Consider the following 17,550-nt stretch of genomic DNA (forward strand, 5'->3'; position numbering starts at 1 on the left):
CTCTCTAATCGATATGACGTACAAACGGGTAAATTTGGCGGCTGGTCTCCTCATACTGGTCCAGCCGTTTTTGTACCTGCTCCCTGTCTGCCGCAACCACTCCGCTCACCAATGTATTCAGCAAGGAAAACAAGGCGGCCATCCCCACTAACACCGTCGGCGCAGGGGCTGTGACCTTGAGCAGCTGATCGGCAATCGGCCCGAGCGGAGACAGCTCGTTATCAGTGATCCCCAGCACGACTGCCCCTTTTTCCTTGGCCGCTTGGGCAAACTGAATCGTCTCGTTGATATACCGTGGAAACGAAAAAGCGATCACCAGGCAAGAAGAATCCAGCTGCGTAAGCAGGTAATTGGCATCGTCGATCGGCCCGTGGTACTGACGAACATTGCCTCTTACGACATTCAGCGCAAAGGCGAGCCAGTGTGCAGGCGCGTGCGAGCTGCGGAACCCTACCACAATAATTTGTTTGGCGGCAAGAATCGACGTGACGGCACGCTCCAGCTTCTCCTTGCCCATATCCGTCAACGTCTGCTGGATCGTGGCAAAATCTTGTTCCATGTGAAAAGCAATCAGATCCTCTTGTCCTTGCAGCTCATCTGCTGCATCCCGCAAATGGCTGAGGGTCTGCTCCTGTGGCGGACGGTCTAAAAGCGTACGGCGCAATTCGTTTTGCAGCTCGCTGTACCCCGAGTAGGAGAGGGCGTAGCATAAGCGGATGATTGTCGTTTCACTCGTTCCACTGAGTGCCCCTACGACCTTGGCAGGATTCAGGGCAACCTCTTTCGGCTCTTCCAAGATAAACTTGGCTGCCAGCTTTTGCTGATTGGTCAGTTGTGGAAAATACTTTCGAATACGCTCTTGAACATCTTCCATAAGGTACCTGAACGATTCTCCCTTCGACTGAAGTATAAACTTTAGTTTCTTGCAAACTTTGCAGTGTATCCTTACTTGAAAGTATAGTCTCCTTTTTCAAAATATTCAATGCCGCTCGTAGAAATCTTGGCTGCCCCTCGATTTTTTTGAGTGGGCCTTACCTGAAAAAAACCCCTCTTCCTATTCGGAAGAGAGGTTCCACTTGTTTTAGGACGTTTTCCATTTTGCCAATTCGGAAGGGAATTTGTCATTCAGCACCTTGATATAGGTACCTTTCATTCCCAACGAACGTGATTCCAGTACGCCGGCACTCGCCAGCTTGCGCAGAGCATTGACGATGACAGAACGGGTAAGCCCTGCTTGATCTGCCAATTGGCTTGCGACCAGCAAACCTTCTTTCGCGTCCAGCTGCTCCATGATTTTTTCAATCGCGATTTGCTCACTGTAGGAAAGCGATGAAAGCGCGATTTTTGCAAACGTTTTGTCACGAACTTCATTTTCGATCTGTTCGGTGCGTTGACGGACAATCTTCATTCCGATGACGGTCGCCCCGATTTCACCCAGGATCAGGTCCTCCGTTTCAAACTGTCCGTACGCACGGAGCAGCACCAACGTTCCAAGACGGCTGCCTCCTGCATTGATCGGCACGACTGTGGTCATCATCTGCGGGAACAGGGAACTCATATCGGCTGGCACCAGGCTGTATGGGCTGTTGACTGGCTCATTGGCCAGTGTTTGATTGACCTCCAACAGTTTTTGATGTACTCCATCCTGAACAGAGTTCGTGGAGCGTCCCTCATCGCTCAGCGTGATTTCCTGATTGAGGCCGCTGCCGAGGATCGAGCCGTCCGCTGTAATAATGTACACGTTCGCGGCAATGACTTCAGACAAGAGCCTCGCGAGATCTTGATACCCTACTCCGCTTCCTCCCATTGTCTTTTGCAGCATCACGTTAATTTTTCTGGTTTTTTCTAGTAAATTCATCAATTATTTCCTCCTTGGATTCTTCATGGTCACAGTATTGTCAGAAAAATCCAGGGCTATACATGCAAATCAAAAAATTAGAAAGACACTTTCTGGATGTTGTGAGGTACATGAATTAGGTCAAAGCCCGGACACCAGATCGTCTATCCACTAATATCCTGTAGGGAACAGAAGCTGAATCGTGAGCAGGAGGGAAATAAATGGGCCTCTTTAATGGAATTGGGATTGGATTGATCCTCGTATTGTTTATCCTACTGGTCATTGTCGGTGGCGATGAGTAATGATGGAAATGCAGAAAGCTGCCTGTGCACGTGGCTACAGGCAGCTTTTTATTTCTTAGGCACGAATTTGCTTGCGAATCAGATCCTCGATAGAGTCTGCAATGACACTCGTCGGACGATTCAGATCATCCGTATGAAGTCGGAAGCGCACATAGCGTTCATCCAAATTAAAGGCTTCTTCAAAGGCTCCCAGGAAGCCGCGGGCACGTTTGTCCAGCTCCAATAGCACCTCTACGCTGTTTTCCCGCAGGAAGAATACCACTTCCAGCTCCTCCAATCGACTGCGGAAAGGGCCAGTCGGACGGAATTCGAATTCCTGTACAAACGGATGCGTTTTCCCCAAATGACGATTATACTCGCAATCAACCTTGTACAATTGGAACCCGATGCTCTGAATCGCATCCAGCACCTTCACCATCAAGGGATGCGGGCGCACTTCGATAAAGTCAGAATCTCCGGGGTCGATCGCATTTTTGATGTCCAGTCCAGTCCGCAAATAAACGGGCTGGCGTCCCATTGTCAGCGGCGTTTCATACGGGAGCCGGAATGCGAACGGGAGTACCATGTTTTCTTTTGGCTGCAACACGATCGGATCTGTCAGGCGATGCTTGAGCAGGGTGCATTCTTCTTTTACCTTGGTGTCATTCGTTTCCCGTTCATAATGCGTGATGACATACATGTAAATCTCGTCGATCTCCTGGGCCACGTCTCCTCCGGTAAGATGCACCTCACCGGATAGTACATCCCCGGGCATAAGGGAATCCTGCTCCAATCTCGTGTCCACTTTCGCAGCTCCAACTCCCACGCTGGCCAACAGTTTTTTGAACATCGACATGCACTCATTCTCTCCTTTACGATGACCCTGTTAATCCGGTTAATCAGTCTACAGAGTACTTATGTAGGAGTATACGGTTGAAAAAAAAGAAAGTTTCGGGCGACCTTTTTCAAGACATCATCCTTTTTGACTTCAGCGGAAACAAACAGATGCAAAGTACGGCCAATGACGACTGTTTTTACCCGCACCTCTACCATGGTTCGATCGGGGAGGACGTATTCGCGTCGGCGCAGCATCTCATGAAGAACCTGGTGAACCTCTGCGACCTGCTCGACTTTTTTTCCCTTCAAGGAAGCGAGGTCCTTTTCCATCCTTTCGACGATCTGAACCTCGATTGTAGGATGGGGCTTGGGGTCGAGGACGGTGACTCGGACTTCCTCGATGCCTGTCGTCTGTTTTCTTCGCGCTACATTCTGACTTTTTTTCAGCTCCAGATTCTCTTCGTACAGCTTTTTGTTTTGAAACTCCAGACTCTTCTTTACTAGCATCATTTCTTCCATTTCCTTCCCATACAAAAAAAGCACAGCGGCTCCGCCGAGCAGGATGCCGATGACCCAAATGGCAACGTACCGTTTCCAATGCTGCCTGCTCATGATCGCACCTGTACCAGCCACTGCACGCAGATGGTCCCGATATGCGCTCCTAAAAAGGCGACGACAATCATCACCAATTGCTTGAACACGGGAGAGAAATTCCCCATCAGTATTTTCTCAATCTGTAAAAAGGAATCGAACGTCCCCCCCAACGCTCCAACGAGTCCCCATATCTTCAACTGATCCGCCAGCAGAGCCATGGACAAGAGAGGTGGTTTGTCCGTTAAAAATGCACCCAGTCCCCCTGATAGCGACCCTCCTATCACGATGCCGTACGCCACAAAAAACGTCAAAATCACTTGTGCCATGAAAGAATCCCTCCTCCCGACTGCGAGGTATATGGTTTATCCCTACGCGGCTTGTCTGGTTTTTATGATCGTGGAAGAGCGCGGCTTGCGATGTAAACAAGCGGCATGAATCTCTTGCACTCATGCCGCTGTTCGCCGGTATTATTTTCTTCTTCTCTTCAGCCTGCGCAGTCTTCTTTCAATTCGCGGAGAATACTGGACCATGTGATCCATGAAAAGATTGACCATCTTTGGATTGCTCAACATCTTTTTAAACACATCCGGGTTATCTTTGAACCATTGCTCATTGGCTCTTACCCACGCCTTAAACCCATCATTGGATCTGTAATATCGATTTAAAGGTCGGACCGATCGATTGCCACTCATCTTAATCAATCCCTTCATCAAAGAATATAGAGAGGAGAAAGATGATCAAAACGATCCAGATCACCACTTCAAAGCCATCTTGGTTAAAAAAACCACTCATGTCTATCCCCCCTTCGTGCCACCACGCGCCTTGCCTGCCAGGCTTACCGCCCACCGCTTTCTTCTTATTAGGTATATGTCGTCTTATCCCCTATGGATTGGACTTTTGTCCCGCTTCCTCTCATTTTCCGCAGCTACCCAATTTCGTGTATAGATCCCCTCGTTTTCCACTCATACTAATCCGGAGATGAACAAAAGAGGAGACGATCATGGAAGCCCAGGCTCGTTCACTGTGGCGTAACAAGCCATATCTATTGCTCTTGCTGCTCGTGTTTTTCATGCACCTCGCATCATATCTCGTCATCCCTGTCTTTCCTATTTTTTTGGAAAAGGCTCGTGCGCTCTCCCTCTCACAGGTAGGGCTCGTGCTGGGAGCAGGCAGCATCACCTACCAGATTGGCAGCCTGCTGGGGGGACCCATGTCAGACCGCTTTGGCAGACGCAGCATCATTTCGATTGGCGCCCTGCTCCAGGGAAGTGCGATGCTCGGCTATCACTATGCCATCTCGTATTGGTTGTTTCTCCTGTTTTCCGCTGTCAATGGTCTGGGTCTTGGCTTGCTTGCCCCCACGATTAAAGCCATGATCGCGGATGAAGTCGAAGCCGACCAACGAACCGCTGCCTTCTCCTGGCGTGGGATTCTGGCTCATTCCGGCATCATCGTGGCGGGTGTCGTCATCGCCTGGATGACCTCCCTCGGCCAACGGCCATTTCTCATGGCCGCGCTCGTTTTCGGTTCGCTCTCGGCACTCACCCGGTTCAGTCTCCCGGATGATCGCTGCGTCGGCCCAAACTGTGAACGGACACCGCTATCAGAGTATAAGAATATCCTGACTCACCGCAGCTTCCTGCTGTTTTCCGGAATTACGCTCTTGATCTGGGCGCTGTATGCACAATTTGCCCTGATCCTGCCGCTCCGGGGAGAGCATGTCCTCCATTCTTCCACGATGATCGGCCTAATCTGGACGATCAATTCGACCAGCGTCGTCTTGCTGCAGGGGGGAATCTCCCGCTTTGTCCTGCAGAAGATCAATCCTTATCTGTCTCTTGCGCTCGGCACGACTCTGTTAGGCACGGGACTGACTGTCATGGGGTGGGCCGAACAATTTTTGACCCTGAGTGGCGCAGCCATTTTGTTCATTTTGGGTGAAATGCTGTTTATGCCTGTGCAGGACAGCCTCGTTACCCATTTCGCCAAGGAGGATTGGCTGGGAGCTTACTTCGGTTTTTCCAACTTTGTCTCGGGCATCGGAACCGCCATTGGCACGAGCATAGGCGGGCTCATGGTGGAAAAACTGGGTGGTGTGGGGAGTCCTAATCCATGGATTGCCTACGGTGTCATCACGATATTCGTGACGGCCGTCCTCGGACTGTTCGCCATCTATGCCATGGCTCGGTACAAGCAGGCAGATCCACGGAAAAATCAGGCTGGCGCAGGAAATAAGGAGGGAGCTACTTGAAAAGCGCAGAAAGCCAACCGACTTCGATTGCATCGGAGAATAGATGGATGCCATTGTCTTCTCTGTTCGTTCATTTGGAAGACGTCGCAACCACTCGTCGGTACCCAAAGCAGGCAAAATCCAGCCGGAATTCTTGGCTGTAAACAAAGGAGGCTTGCATGGACAAGCAAAAACAAAAATCATCTGTTTCTGAGCAAAATGCCGAACGAAACCGCCAACCGGATTCCGTCAAAAACGATGCGCCAGGTTACGGGGATAAAAAACTGGAAGGGCCGAATCGCCCATCCACATAAGAAACATCCAGGAGCATTCACCTATATCGAATGCTCCTTTTACTATGCCTTACGTACCACATTTAATTTTCGACAATATTCGGATATTTTCTTGAAGGTTATGCCTCGATGCCCTATTATGAAAGAACAGCATACCAAAAATCGGAAAGGACGTAGAGCCTTGCCACTCAAATCAACGACCAAATCTCATCTTTATCCTATATTCCTCGTGCTTCTCCCTATTATTTTTACGGTGGTCGTTGTCATCGGGTATTCAGAGGCGAAAAAGCTCTATTTTCAATCTGGCGTACACGCGATGGACAGGCAGCTGAACACCGTAACGCAAATTCTTTCCCTTTTTAACGATCAGGTGAAAGACGGGCTCCTCAGCTACACCGCTGCGGAAAATCAGATCAGAGACATGATGGTCGGCCCCAAATTGCCAGATCAAACCCGCGACCGCACTCAGGTCAAGCTGACACTCGCCCAGGGCGATGAGCTGTTCGCGTTCAACTCACAAGGGACCTACATCGTCCACAATTCCCTCGAAGGGCAAAACATGTACAATCTTCCCAACCAGGGAGATCGTTTTCTGGTGAAGCAGACATTGGATGAGGGAAAGAAATTCAGCACCTATCGCTGGTCGCTGCCGGACGGTTCCTCTAGCATGGAAAAGATTGCTGTCGTTCGTTATTTCCCTCAATGGGACTGGTACATTTGCCTGGTTTCTACAGAGAGTGAATTTTACGAGCAATTTACTAAGGTCAAAGTCTTTCTCATCCTTCTCGTCGTCGGGAGCTATCTGATTGCCGCTATCTTGTTTACCCTCACATACCGGAAAGAAAAAGCCCTCCTCTCCTCCAATCTACGCGGAGAGCAGCTGGCAGAAGTGAACCAGAGCATCCTAAAATCCCTTGCGGTCGCCCTGGAAGAGCGCGATTCGTACACATCCGGTCACTCACAGCGTGTGGCGTATTACATGCACGTCATCGGCAAACAGATGGGATTAGATGAACGAACGCTTGACTTGATGTACACCGGCGGTTTGCTCCATGATATCGGCAAGATCGGGATCGAAGACAGCATTTTGCTCAAGCCGGGAAAACTGACGGACGAAGAATTCCACAGCATCAAGTCTCATCCCGTCCGCGGTGAGGCCCTTCTGCGAAAACTGTACGCGCAGGTGGATAAGAAGGACGCGGCCGGCATTCGATGCATTCTGGCGATTACACGCCACCATCATGAGCGCTTTGATGGAAAAGGATATCCCGACCAGCTGCAAAAGGACGATATCCCTATCTTTGCACGCGTTACCGCTGTTGCCGATTCCTTTGATGCGATGACCTCTTCGCGTGCGTACCGAAAAGGGCTCTCCTTTTCCAAAGCCTGTGATGAAATCATTCGCAATAAGGGAACGCAGTTTTGCCCCAAGGTGGTTGATGCGTTCTTTCAGAGCATCACCGAGGAAACCTTTCACCATGCTCATCAAATTTCGCGGGCGAACGAGCTGCTCGATCCCCTCGTGATGGAACAGCGCGCCCATCTCGCCTAGCAGTGACCGACCATTTCCACTCGGATAAAAGAAAAAAGCCATGCGCTCCCGGACTGACCCCGTAATGTGAGACAAATCAAAACACCTTCAAGAGAAAACAACCATGTCGTAAGATATGGGGACAACCTTGGAGGTGTTTTTGCGTTGGCAACAAGAGTTAGTTATCCCGTAGAAATTAAAATGAAAGCAATTGAAATGCGTCTTGCAGGCGTCACCAAAAAGCAGATCATGCAAGAACTAAATATAAAAAATAAGACCCAAATTCAACAGTGGATGCGCTGGTATCGTAGTGGAGACGTTCATCGTCTTCAGCAACCTGTAGGAAAGCAATACAGTTTTGGAAGAGGGCCGATGTACGATTCTGAACTGGAACAGGTCAAAGCAGAGAATCGTTTTCTAAAACAACAACTGGACGTTCTAAAAAAGTTAGAGGAGTGGGAAAGGAGGTGTCACCAGAAGTAATCGTTCCTTGGATGGAGTCCATTCGTGGGCAAGTAAGTGTGAGCCAAGCTTGCGCGTGGCTTGGTATCCCTCGTTCTACCTACTACCGTTGGAAAGCTGCATACGGGAAAAGAAACGAGGATCTCGTTGTGGGAAAGATTCGGCAATTATGTATTCAACATAAGTTCCGTTATGGGTATAGAAAGATTACAGCTCTGATGCGAGCTGAGATGTCTATTAATCATAAACGAGTACAACGTATCATGCAGCGTGAACAACTACAATGCCGAGTGAAGGTGAAGAAGCGCAAGACAACAGGTCAACCTTCTTATGTAGCAGATCATCTCCTGCTGAGACAATTTCAAGCAAGTGCCCCAATGCAGAAATTAGTGACCGACATTACTTATTTACCTTACGGAAGTAAACTTTTATATTTATCGAGCATCATGGACTTGTACAACGGTGAGATTGTGGCATACAGTATTTCTGACAAGCAAGACACATCGTTAGTCCTCGATACGCTATATCAACTGCCAGACCAACCTGGAATGATGCTTCATAGCGATCAGGGCAGCGTGTATACGTCTCAGGCGTATCAAGCAGCAGTAAAGGGAAAAGGCATTACCATGAGCATGTCCCGTAAGGGTACGCCCGCTGATAATGCCCCCATCGAGTCGTTTCATTCCACACTAAAGTCTGAAACGTTCTATCTCGATAATTTTATCTGTACGACGACGGCCATCGTTGTACAGATTGTCCAAAACTACATTCATTACTATAACTCAATTCGCATTCAAACGAAACTAAACAACCAGTCACCGATTCAATTTCGGCAACTGGCTGCTTAAATGGCTAAGGTGTTTTGATCCCTGTCCTACGGACGGGGGTCAGTCCCCCCCTTTCAATGGAGCTGCATGGCTTTTTGTCTGTATGAATTACTTGATCGGTACGAGCTTGTATGGCAAGGAATAGGCATCAAGCCCGGCCAAAAACCGATCCTGAGATCGAGCGTCAGGGGCGATCAGCTGCAAATAACGCGTAAAGTAAAAGACGATCCGATCTTCATCGCCTTCTTTCAAGCGGTAATGCGCAAGTGTCGCAATATCTTTGAGATGGTAGAAATACTCGTAGCGCTCCTCTGTCAACGGTGCGCGAAACGTACGACTGACTACGACTCCGTTTGTCATCGTCTCCCGGCTGTTGTCTTTGGTAGCCCCGAGGAAGCGGAGCAGCTCTCCAGCTCTTTTTGCGCCCACTTTTTCGACCAGCATGCTGTCATTGTACTCGATCTCCACTTCATTCAGCAGCTCGTGGACGGATTCCAGCATGGCCATCAAGACTTTACGCACCGCCAGGTTCTCCGTTGCAAACTGGTTGTCGAATACATTGAACTCAAAGGATGTGGCTTGCCCAAGACGCCTGGTGTATAAAGTGATGGCGTTCATCGCGCCACCTCCGTTTCGTTGTTATCTCGGCAGGATGGACTCCCATGTCTTGCGATCGAGCTTGCGCACAATGGAGAACAGAAGACGTTTGGCCGCTTCGTAATCTGCCGTGTCGATAATCGAAGCGTGACTATGGATATAGCGGGATGGAATGCCGATTACCGCTGAAGGCACACCTATGCCGTGGTTCTGAACTACGCCCGCGTCCGTGTACCCTTTAGCCACATAGATCTGGTACCGGATATTTTCTTCTTCACAGGTGGAAATCAGCAGCTCTCTAAGACCGACTGGCATGACGTACATCGGGTCGTAAATACGCATCAGCAGTCCGCCGCCAAGTTTGCCGCCTTCTTCCCGAACGCCTGGGATGTCTCCTGCCGGGCTGGCATCCAGTGCCAAAAAGAGATCCGGCTGAATCAATTCGGCAGCTGTTTTGGCACCACGGGCACCGCTCAGCTCTTCCTGCACGGTAGCGCCTACGTAGACGACATTCGGATGTCCAGGGTTTTCATGCAGATCTTTTGCCAGCTCTACTGCCAGACTGCAGCCATAGCGGTTGTCCCACGATTTGGCCATGATCCGTCGAGGATTTGCCATCACCTGAAGCGGACAGATCGGCAAAATCGGCTGACCCGGGCGAATGCCCAGACGCTCTGCTTCCTCCCTCGAATCGACTCCGATATCGATGTACATATTGCGCACATCCATCGGACGATTGCGCTGATCATCGCTCAGCACGTGCGGCGGGATCGAGCTGATGACGCCCTCGATGACGCCATGACCCGTAATGATCTGAACGCGCTGTGCCAGCAGGACCTGTCCCCACCAACCACCGAGCGTTTGGAAGGAAATAAACCCTTTTTCCGAAATGCGTGTGACCATGAAGCCCACTTCGTCCATATGTCCCGCCACCATGATACGCGGTCCCTGCTCATCGCCACGCATCACACCGAACATGCTGCCCAGATTATCGAATACGAGCTCATTTGTATACTGACTTATGTATTCTCGCATGATATCGCGTACCGGCCCTTCAAAGCCAGGCGCGCCAGGTGCTTCTGTCAGTCGTTTCCAAAGCTCGAGCTGATACTCGTTTGCCATAGCAGTCGTGCCTCCTCTATGTACTGCCAATTAACCTCTACGACCTCTATTATCGGCGAGGGGGCGCGGGGATGCAACCAATCTGTGGCAGGAATGCGCACACGTTTCCCCGAATGCTTTAGCATTACACCTTGTTTGGGAGGAAATCACATGTCCATTACGTTTCGCAAACTGACAGAGCCTGCCGAGCTGCAGCAGGTGGAAGCGCTGGAAGGCGCAGTCTGGAATACAACTGAGGTCATTCCGTACCACATGACCATTACGCTCGCCAAATTTGGCGGTCTCTTTTTGGGAGCATTCGAGGGAGACAAGATGATTGGCTTTCTCTACAGTTTTCCCGGCTATACGCACGGCGAACCTCACCTCTGCTCTCATATGCTCGGCTTCTTGCCTGAATATCGCAAGCAGGGCCTGGGCGTACAGATGAAGTGGCAGCAGCGTGGCGAAGCGCTGGCAATGGGGCACACGAAGATTACCTGGACGTATGACCCTTTGGAAACGGTCAATGGCATGCTCAATATCGTCAAGCTCGGAGGGATCGTGCGCTCCTACCTCCCTGACTGCTACGGCGAGCTGGAGGATGACTTCAATCGCGGACTGCCGACAGACCGTTTCCTCGTCGAATGGTTCCTCAATAGCAATCGCGTAGAAAGTCATCACACAGGACGTGCGGGAAAGCCGGCAGGAATCGAGCACGCCCCCGAGGTCCTTACCTTTGAATACGTGGATCAAGTACCGAGTCCGCGAAAGATGCGGCTCGATTTGCAGGATCCCGTGCTTTTGCTCCCCGTCCCTGCCCAGTTTCAGGAGGTCAAACGAAAGGATATGGACATTGCCAAGGCATGGCGCAAGATGACAAGCGAGCTGTTTACCACCTATATGGAAAAAGGCTACACGGTGACGCACTTGATCCGAGATCAAGATGTCGTCCGTTACGTACTCGAGCGTCAGCCGCTAACCTCTATCCTGAATGCATCGTCCCATGGGTAAGAGCGCACTGGATGACGCTTGTGGTACAATGGGTGTTGGCCTACCCTACACAAAAAGGACGAGAATATTCCATGCATAGATCTGAACACGATTATGATGTCATTATTATCGGCGGGGGTCCATCGGGATTGATGGCCTCAGTCGCCGCTTCCGCTCAGGGAGCGAGAGTCTGCCTCGTGGAAAAAGGCGGCAAGCTCGGGCGTAAGCTGATCATCTCTGGCGGCGGTCGCTGCAATGTAACCAATGCCAAGGAACAAGATGAATTGATCAAGCAGATGCCCGGAAACGGACGATTCATGTACAGCGCATTCGCACAGTTTAGCAATCGTGAAATCATCCAGTTTTTCGAGGAGCTCGGTGTCGCGCTGAAAGAAGAAGATCGCGGACGCATGTTTCCCGTGACCGACAAGGCTGTCACCGTCGCGCAAGCCCTGATCGACAAGATGAAAAAACAAGGCGTTACGGTACGTTTGAACAGTCCTGTCCAAAAAGTGCTCTATGAGGATGGGCACACTGCCGGAATCCAGCTGCAATCCGGCGAAGAACTGAGGTCTTCCTGTGTCGTGATTGCCGTAGGCGGCTGTTCTGTCCCTCAAACAGGTTCGACTGGTGATGGCTACTCCTGGGCAAAGGATGCCGGTCACACCATTACGGATCTTTACCCAACCGAAGTGCCTCTTGTGGCAAACGATCCCTTTATCCGCGATAAATCGGTGCAAGGCCTTTCTCTTCGCGATGTGGAAATGACGTTGTACGCCCCCAATGGAAAAAAGGTATCCACTCAGGAAGGAGACATGATCTTCACCCACCAAGGCTTGTCTGGCCCGGCTTCCCTGCGGATGGGTCATTACGTCTCCATTACCCAGCGAAAGCACGGGGCGATTCCCCTTTCCCTCACCATCGATCTCATGCCAACCAAGTCGGCTGACGAGATCGCTGCGGAGAGCTGGGAGCTTTTGGAGGAGCAGCCGAAGAAAGCGGTGAAGAATGTCCTGAAAGGGTATCTGCCCGAGCGAATCATCCCTCTCGTGCTCTCTCTCGCTTCCATCCCGGAGGAGACGACGCTCAGTCACATGCGAAAGCAGGAGTGGTCAGGCCTCGCGAAATTCATCAAGGCATTCCCCTTGACGATCACAGGGACTCTCTCCCTGCAAGAGGCCTTCATCACAGGCGGCGGCGTCAGTGTAAAAGAAATCGATCCGCGCACGATGAAGTCCAAATGCGTGGATGGTCTTTACTTTGCCGGTGAGGTCATGGATGTGCACGCGCACACGGGCGGCTACAACATCACCATTGCCTTTTCCTCCGGGCATGTCGCAGGAACTCACAGCGCCCTCGAGGCACTGGAAAAATATTCTGCAAAAGAGGTTTAATGAGTTTTCAAACGGGGAAGCTATAGAGAAGGTACTCTTTTTGGAAAAGAGTGATCAGCATCTTACTCCCCCCTAGTTGTAAGATGCTGGTTATCACACCTTTACTCCCTTTATCTTCCCTATATGGAGCGTCGCCACGGTGAGCGACGCTTCTTTTTTTCCTCATGAAAAAACACCCGATGCTTTGGCACGGGTGTTTTTCTTCCTTTCAAGATCCTACGGCTTGGTACAGATACGCCAAGCCTGCCATGATAAAAGCAAAGCCGAGCAAAAAAAACGTGTTGGCACGCTGCTTGACCCGCTTTTCATCTCCTTTAAAATGGGCTGCCATGCGGGATTGCCAGCGTTTTGTACGTGGCTGGATCATCACTACGGCGCCGATCAGGATAAGAAACAGAGGAAAATTCAAAGGCGTCTCACCCCTTTTTTTTCCGCCGCAGCAGCCAGCGCGTCTCTGTTTCTTCCGGAGCCCCTTCAACAACCAGACGCGCCTCTTCTGCTAACTGATAGGCTTCCGCGAAAGCGAGCTGTCTAAACGACTGTTCTGCTTTTGTCAGCAATTCGTTTACTTGACGATTCTGCCTGCGATAACGATTGGTGTATTGAATGGCGCCTTCCGCCAGCTGGCACGTCGAGATAATCCGCTCTGCCATCCGCTCGGTCTCGCTTACCAATTCATCGGCATCCTGAATGAGAATCGCGACCTCTTCCAGATCGTAGCGGTACTGCTCCATGATGGTCTTGATCCGGGCCAGCGTCTGTACGACTTCTTCGAACAGAAACTTCAGGTGATCAGGAATTCCCGGCAGATAGCTTCGCTTGATTTGCTGGCGAACCCGCACCAGCGTGCCTGAGATTCGTTCCAGCTCGTCCAATGCGTCATCTTCCGTTTCGATGACCAAAGAAGACGGCTCGGGTTCCGGTCTTCCTTCTTCCCACTCTGCTGGACGCTTCGGGATAACCAACTCGTATTCTTCCTCGTCGTCTACCACCGCTTCTGCCTCTTTTTGCGGTGCTTCTGGTGCAGCGGCCTGACGCGTAGACGAAGGGAACGGAATCGCTTTTGCATTCAACAGGACTTCCCGTTCAGCCTTGCTTAATTCAGCGGCAGCGACACCTGCTGCTTCTGCCTCATAGTCGTAGACCTTTGCCGTCCCTTGGTCCGATCGAGCAGCCTGCAAGGTGGGTGGTGCTTCATAGTGTTTTTTATCCGGTTCCTCCACCTGCACCTGTGCAGCGTCCCACTCTTCGGCGTCTCGCTCCTCGGTATCATCCGCTTGCTGGAGAGCTTCGGCAGTCACCTCAGGCAAAGTGTCGACGGGCATTTCATCCGCTTCATCCGCTTTCAGAGCTGCGGGCATGACTTGTGCTGCCGCCGCTTCCCTTTGCGCGAGAACCGTTTCTTCCAGGCTTTGATACGTGGCATCCATCAGTACCTCAAACGCCTTTTGGTGAGTCTGAACCCTCTCCAGACTGCCTTCTTCCAATGCGCCCTTCGCTGCCGCCAGCAATTGCTTCGCTTGCATCAACGAATGATCCAGAGCCGTTTGCTCCAGCTGGAAGCCGTCTCGCATTACCTGGTCGATGCCATCTTCGAGCTGTTTGAATTCCTCTGGCAGCTCCTTATTAATCCGCTGAACCATCGAAGGGATCTGCTCCATCGATTTGTTCACGCTTTCCAGCATCTGCTGCGCTTTTAATGTGGTTTCGTACGCGTGAACATCATCTCCGGCCGCACGTGAGGTTTTCACTAGCTGGCGCATCGTATCGACTTCATCCAGCGTCGCTTTCAACTCATGAAACGAAAGTCCGTACTCCAGTCGCAAGTCAGACAGACGGCGCTCTACTTGCTCGACCAGCTTACCGATTTCCGGGATGACGACCTTGTTTTCCTGCTTGGTGACTGCCACTTTGGACGAATCTGACTTCAGCTCGGACAATTCCTCCTCGATTTCCGCGATAGCCGCTCTCGCTTCCTCGAGCATTCCGAGCGCCAGTGTAAAACGGAAGCGGTCGCACGCTTCCTCTGCATCGAGAATCATCATTTCCACATCAGGAATGCGGATCCGCAGCAGGTTTTCTTTTTTGTCCGCCAGTTGGTGGTAACGGACCTCGGTTACCCCGCTGGAGCGGCTTCTAGGCTTTTCCACTTCGATGACATTGATTTTTTCGACCAGCTCATCTTTCCAGTCTTCCACATCGTCTACCTGAGCGAAGATAGACCGACGGCGAATCATGGCGTAAACCAGACTCACGGAAAGACCTGCGAAAACGACCCCGATCAGGTAGATCCACCATGGAACGCCGCCAAGCCCTGCCCCTTGCTGATCCGTAGACGTGGCATCAGATTGATCGGCCGCAGCTGAATTTGCCGTTCCCTGGTTCGTCTTGATCCGATCGACCTCCGAATTCACTTCATCGATCATCGTCTGGATTCCGGTCAAGTATTGCTTTTGGTTGCGAAACGGCTCGTAGTAAGAAGTGATTTTATCGTGGAGCATTTCCAGATTGGCGCCTTTTGACTGCAGGGCTGGACCCGCGTAAACGCCCAGCTGCTCCGTATCCATATCGAGGACAACCATCAGAGCGTCTTCGGCGAGATTGTAGTTATCAAACAGCTTCTGTGCGTATATATCAGGCGTATCTGCTTCAGGTGTGGTGCTTTCTACTACGACGACCTTGTAGCTTCCCGGATTGGCTTTGAGAGCATCCGCGAATTTCGTGCGATCTTCTTTTTTCAAGTAGTTGTCAGCGTCCTGAACAATTTCATCCGTTTTATCCGGAAATGGTGTGGCGAATGCCGGATTCGCATATAGCAACATGCCTGCGAGGCAGAGCATGAATAATGATCGTTTCACTTGTCATACAACCCCTTAGTGTATGTATTCATGGGAGAGGGCATTGCTTAGGCATCTAGCAAGCATGCACGCAGGTAACGCATGATGGAGGCTTGCTGCCATAAGGCGAACTCCTCAGAGTACGGTTCCAGATCGTAGACCTGCCGAACCATTTGAGCTTGCAAAAAAGGATATGTCATTTGACTGATGACAGCCAAGACAATCCTGTCCGTGGAGACGGGTTGGAATTCACTGGATGTAATTCCCATTTCAATGACCCGCGACAATCCGTGCTTCCACCGGCTGATGTAGAGAGTCAACACTTCTCTCGCCAGCATCGATTCGACGCTCAGTTCACGCTGGATCAGCCTGGTGATCGGAGCATGCTCACACTGAAAGCGCAAGTACAGCCCGATAATCTGTTCGAGCCTTTCGTAGGGTGGTGCGTCTCTATATTCGATTTCCTGCTCTTCTACCAGTCGGAATAACGTATCAAAATAAGAGGCTATCAAGGTTTCCAGCACGCCCTGCTTCCCCTGAAAATGGTAGGAGATGAGCGCGGAATTCACCTGAGCCTCCTCGGCAATATGTCGAACTGATGTCCCTTTGTAGCCGTAAATGTCGAACAGCTTGGCCGCTGCTGACAATATGCGCATCTTCGTCTGGTCCATTGCCTCGTCCCTCCTGTTAGGGCTCGTCACCAAGGGCAGTCAGGTTACTTCTCCATTGTACTGATGTTTCGACGTAAAAAGATAGTCTAGTTTGTTAGTTCGACAAAGTTTTCCAGTATTCCTCCTGCATCTGGACGAGCTATGATAAAAAAAGCTACCTATCTCTGTCGAAGCCTCATAGGAGGTACCATGGGAAAAAAATGGCTGCCGCTCACTTTGTTTCTTTCACTGCTTGCCACTCCGACAGGAGGACCTGTCGTCCAAAACATCGCTCCCTCCGGCTACTCTTCGCCTAGTAATTACGAGCATCCACTGTCTGTCGTTACGTACAACATACGGGGGTGTCGCACAGATTCTGGAAATGCCGATCCCGCACTGGTCACAGCTGCGCTTCGTACGCTTGATGCGGATATCATCGCCTTGCAGGAGGTGGACTACAACCTGCCTCGCTCCCACTTTGTGAATCAGGTCGAAGCGATCGCAAAGGCGTTGAACATGAATTACGCGTACGGTCCGTCAATCGATCTGGTGATTGGGGGGTACGGGAATGCCGTCCTCAGCAAATTCCAGATACGCCAAGCCCAGCAAAAAAAGCTCCCTGCCGTCTGGGAGCCGCGCAGCATTTTGGATGTGGCTGTCGATTGGAATGGCGATCCGCTCCATGTCGTAGTCACCCATTTAGGCACAAAAAAGTCAGAACATAGGCAACAAATCGAATTTTTGCGCGACTATTTGCAAGAAAAGTCATACAAGCACAGCATTTTGCTCGGTGATTTCAATCTGCTGCCGAGCGATCCGTTGCTCGAAACCTTACGCGGCACGTACCAGGATCCGGCCTATGCGGGGAAGCTCGGGCTGCGCACCCTGAGACATGCAGGTGCCCCGGAAGAAATTGATCGCATTTTCCTGTCGCCACAGCTTTCATTCATTGATGCCTCCGCGCCTGCCATCGGTCCGTCTGATCATTATCCCGTTCAGATGACGCTGCAAAGAGAGGATCTTGCGTACAAAAAGGCGATCTCTTCCCGCTGATGTGGGAACGAGACCGCCTTTGGTCGTTTGCTTTGC

At 51.0% G+C, this 17,550-nt stretch carries 18 protein-coding genes; 8 read left to right on the plus strand and 10 right to left on the minus strand.

Annotated elements, in window-relative coordinates; genetic code table 11:
• Nucleotides 1-4 precede the first annotated feature (4 nt).
• From JNE38_RS21515 to JNE38_RS21535, 5 genes are all read right to left on the minus strand, one after another.
• Nucleotides 5-874, minus strand: coding sequence for a MurR/RpiR family transcriptional regulator (locus JNE38_RS21515; RefSeq protein ID WP_203353180.1), 870 nt, complete (start codon nucleotides 872-874; stop codon nucleotides 5-7).
• 207 nt (nucleotides 875-1,081) lie between these two features.
• On the minus strand, nucleotides 1,082-1,858 hold the full coding sequence (gene codY, locus JNE38_RS21520) for a GTP-sensing pleiotropic transcriptional regulator CodY (protein ID WP_203353181.1): 777 nt from the start codon (nucleotides 1,856-1,858) through the stop codon (nucleotides 1,082-1,084).
• 336 nt (nucleotides 1,859-2,194) lie between these two features.
• On the minus strand, nucleotides 2,195-2,974 hold the full coding sequence (locus tag JNE38_RS21525) for a sporulation protein (RefSeq protein WP_203353182.1): 780 nt from the start codon (nucleotides 2,972-2,974) through the stop codon (nucleotides 2,195-2,197).
• Between the two features lie 59 nt (nucleotides 2,975-3,033).
• Nucleotides 3,034-3,567, minus strand: coding sequence for a sporulation membrane protein YtrI (locus tag JNE38_RS21530; protein WP_203353183.1), 534 nt, complete (start codon nucleotides 3,565-3,567; stop codon nucleotides 3,034-3,036).
• Nucleotides 3,564-3,875, minus strand: coding sequence for a YtrH family sporulation protein (locus JNE38_RS21535; protein WP_203353184.1), 312 nt, complete (start codon nucleotides 3,873-3,875; stop codon nucleotides 3,564-3,566). Before JNE38_RS21535 ends, JNE38_RS21530 begins: the two co-directional genes overlap by 4 nt.
• Before the next feature lie 674 nt (nucleotides 3,876-4,549).
• Here JNE38_RS21535 and JNE38_RS21545 point away from each other — a divergent pair.
• The 5 genes from JNE38_RS21545 (at nucleotide 4,550) to JNE38_RS21560 (ending at nucleotide 8,913) form a co-directional block, all read left to right on the plus strand.
• Nucleotides 4,550-5,800, plus strand: coding sequence for an MFS transporter (locus tag JNE38_RS21545; RefSeq protein ID WP_203353185.1), 1,251 nt, complete (start codon nucleotides 4,550-4,552; stop codon nucleotides 5,798-5,800).
• Nucleotides 5,797-5,943, plus strand: coding sequence for a hypothetical protein (locus tag JNE38_RS21550; RefSeq protein WP_203353186.1), 147 nt, complete (start codon nucleotides 5,797-5,799; stop codon nucleotides 5,941-5,943). Before JNE38_RS21545 ends, JNE38_RS21550 begins: the two co-directional genes overlap by 4 nt.
• Before the next feature lie 15 nt (nucleotides 5,944-5,958).
• On the plus strand, nucleotides 5,959-6,093 hold the full coding sequence (locus JNE38_RS30995; protein WP_275296593.1) for a hypothetical protein: 135 nt from the start codon (nucleotides 5,959-5,961) through the stop codon (nucleotides 6,091-6,093).
• Nucleotides 6,094-6,253: 160 nt separating this feature from the next.
• Complete coding sequence (locus JNE38_RS21555) at nucleotides 6,254-7,624, plus strand: HD domain-containing phosphohydrolase (RefSeq protein ID WP_203353187.1); 1,371 nt, start codon at nucleotides 6,254-6,256, stop codon at nucleotides 7,622-7,624.
• A gap of 144 nt (nucleotides 7,625-7,768) precedes the next feature.
• Nucleotides 7,769-8,913 (plus strand): IS3 family transposase gene (locus tag JNE38_RS21560; RefSeq protein ID WP_203353188.1). Its coding sequence is split into 2 segments (ribosomal slippage): nucleotides 7,769-8,042 and nucleotides 8,042-8,913, totalling 1,146 coding nucleotides; the frame shifts between segments, so codons are not numbered across the junction.
• An 87-nt stretch (nucleotides 8,914-9,000) separates the two neighbouring features.
• On the opposite strand, the gene JNE38_RS21565 is transcribed toward JNE38_RS21560, so the two are convergent.
• Nucleotides 9,001-9,510 (minus strand): hypothetical protein, encoded by a 510-nt coding sequence (locus JNE38_RS21565; protein WP_203353189.1) that lies wholly within the window; start codon nucleotides 9,508-9,510, stop codon nucleotides 9,001-9,003.
• A gap of 21 nt (nucleotides 9,511-9,531) precedes the next feature.
• Entirely contained in the window at nucleotides 9,532-10,611 is a 1,080-nt protein-coding gene (locus JNE38_RS21570; protein WP_203353190.1) for a M42 family metallopeptidase, read from the minus strand.
• Nucleotides 10,612-10,761: 150 nt separating this feature from the next.
• Between JNE38_RS21570 and JNE38_RS21575 the strand changes: the two genes are divergently transcribed.
• Nucleotides 10,762-11,601, plus strand: a complete 840-nt coding sequence (locus JNE38_RS21575) for a GNAT family N-acetyltransferase (RefSeq protein WP_203353191.1) — start codon at nucleotides 10,762-10,764, stop codon at nucleotides 11,599-11,601.
• 71 nt (nucleotides 11,602-11,672) lie between these two features.
• Nucleotides 11,673-12,974, plus strand: coding sequence for a BaiN/RdsA family NAD(P)/FAD-dependent oxidoreductase (locus JNE38_RS21580; protein ID WP_203353192.1), 1,302 nt, complete (start codon nucleotides 11,673-11,675; stop codon nucleotides 12,972-12,974).
• A gap of 208 nt (nucleotides 12,975-13,182) precedes the next feature.
• On the opposite strand, the gene JNE38_RS21585 is transcribed toward JNE38_RS21580, so the two are convergent.
• Genes JNE38_RS21585 through refZ form a run of 3 tightly spaced genes read right to left on the minus strand, consistent with a single transcriptional unit; the run spans nucleotide 13,183 to nucleotide 16,482 of the window.
• A complete protein-coding gene (locus JNE38_RS21585; RefSeq protein ID WP_203357820.1) occupies nucleotides 13,183-13,383 on the minus strand; it encodes a hypothetical protein in 201 nt (66 codons plus the stop codon).
• 7 nt (nucleotides 13,384-13,390) lie between these two features.
• On the minus strand, nucleotides 13,391-15,832 hold the full coding sequence (locus tag JNE38_RS21590; protein ID WP_203353193.1) for a septation ring formation regulator EzrA: 2,442 nt from the start codon (nucleotides 15,830-15,832) through the stop codon (nucleotides 13,391-13,393).
• Between the two features lie 47 nt (nucleotides 15,833-15,879).
• Nucleotides 15,880-16,482 carry a forespore capture DNA-binding protein RefZ gene (gene refZ / locus JNE38_RS21595; RefSeq protein ID WP_203353194.1) on the minus strand — a complete coding sequence of 201 codons (603 nt, stop codon included), beginning with the start codon at nucleotides 16,480-16,482 and terminating at the stop codon, nucleotides 15,880-15,882.
• Between the two features lie 189 nt (nucleotides 16,483-16,671).
• On the opposite strand from refZ, the gene JNE38_RS21600 reads away from it, so the two are divergent.
• Nucleotides 16,672-17,514 (plus strand): endonuclease/exonuclease/phosphatase family protein, encoded by an 843-nt coding sequence (locus JNE38_RS21600; RefSeq protein ID WP_203353195.1) that lies wholly within the window; start codon nucleotides 16,672-16,674, stop codon nucleotides 17,512-17,514.
• Nucleotides 17,515-17,550: the final 36 nt, after the last annotated feature.

Source organism: Brevibacillus choshinensis (genome assembly GCF_016811915.1).
GTDB classification, from domain to species: domain Bacteria; phylum Bacillota; class Bacilli; order Brevibacillales; family Brevibacillaceae; genus Brevibacillus; species Brevibacillus choshinensis_A.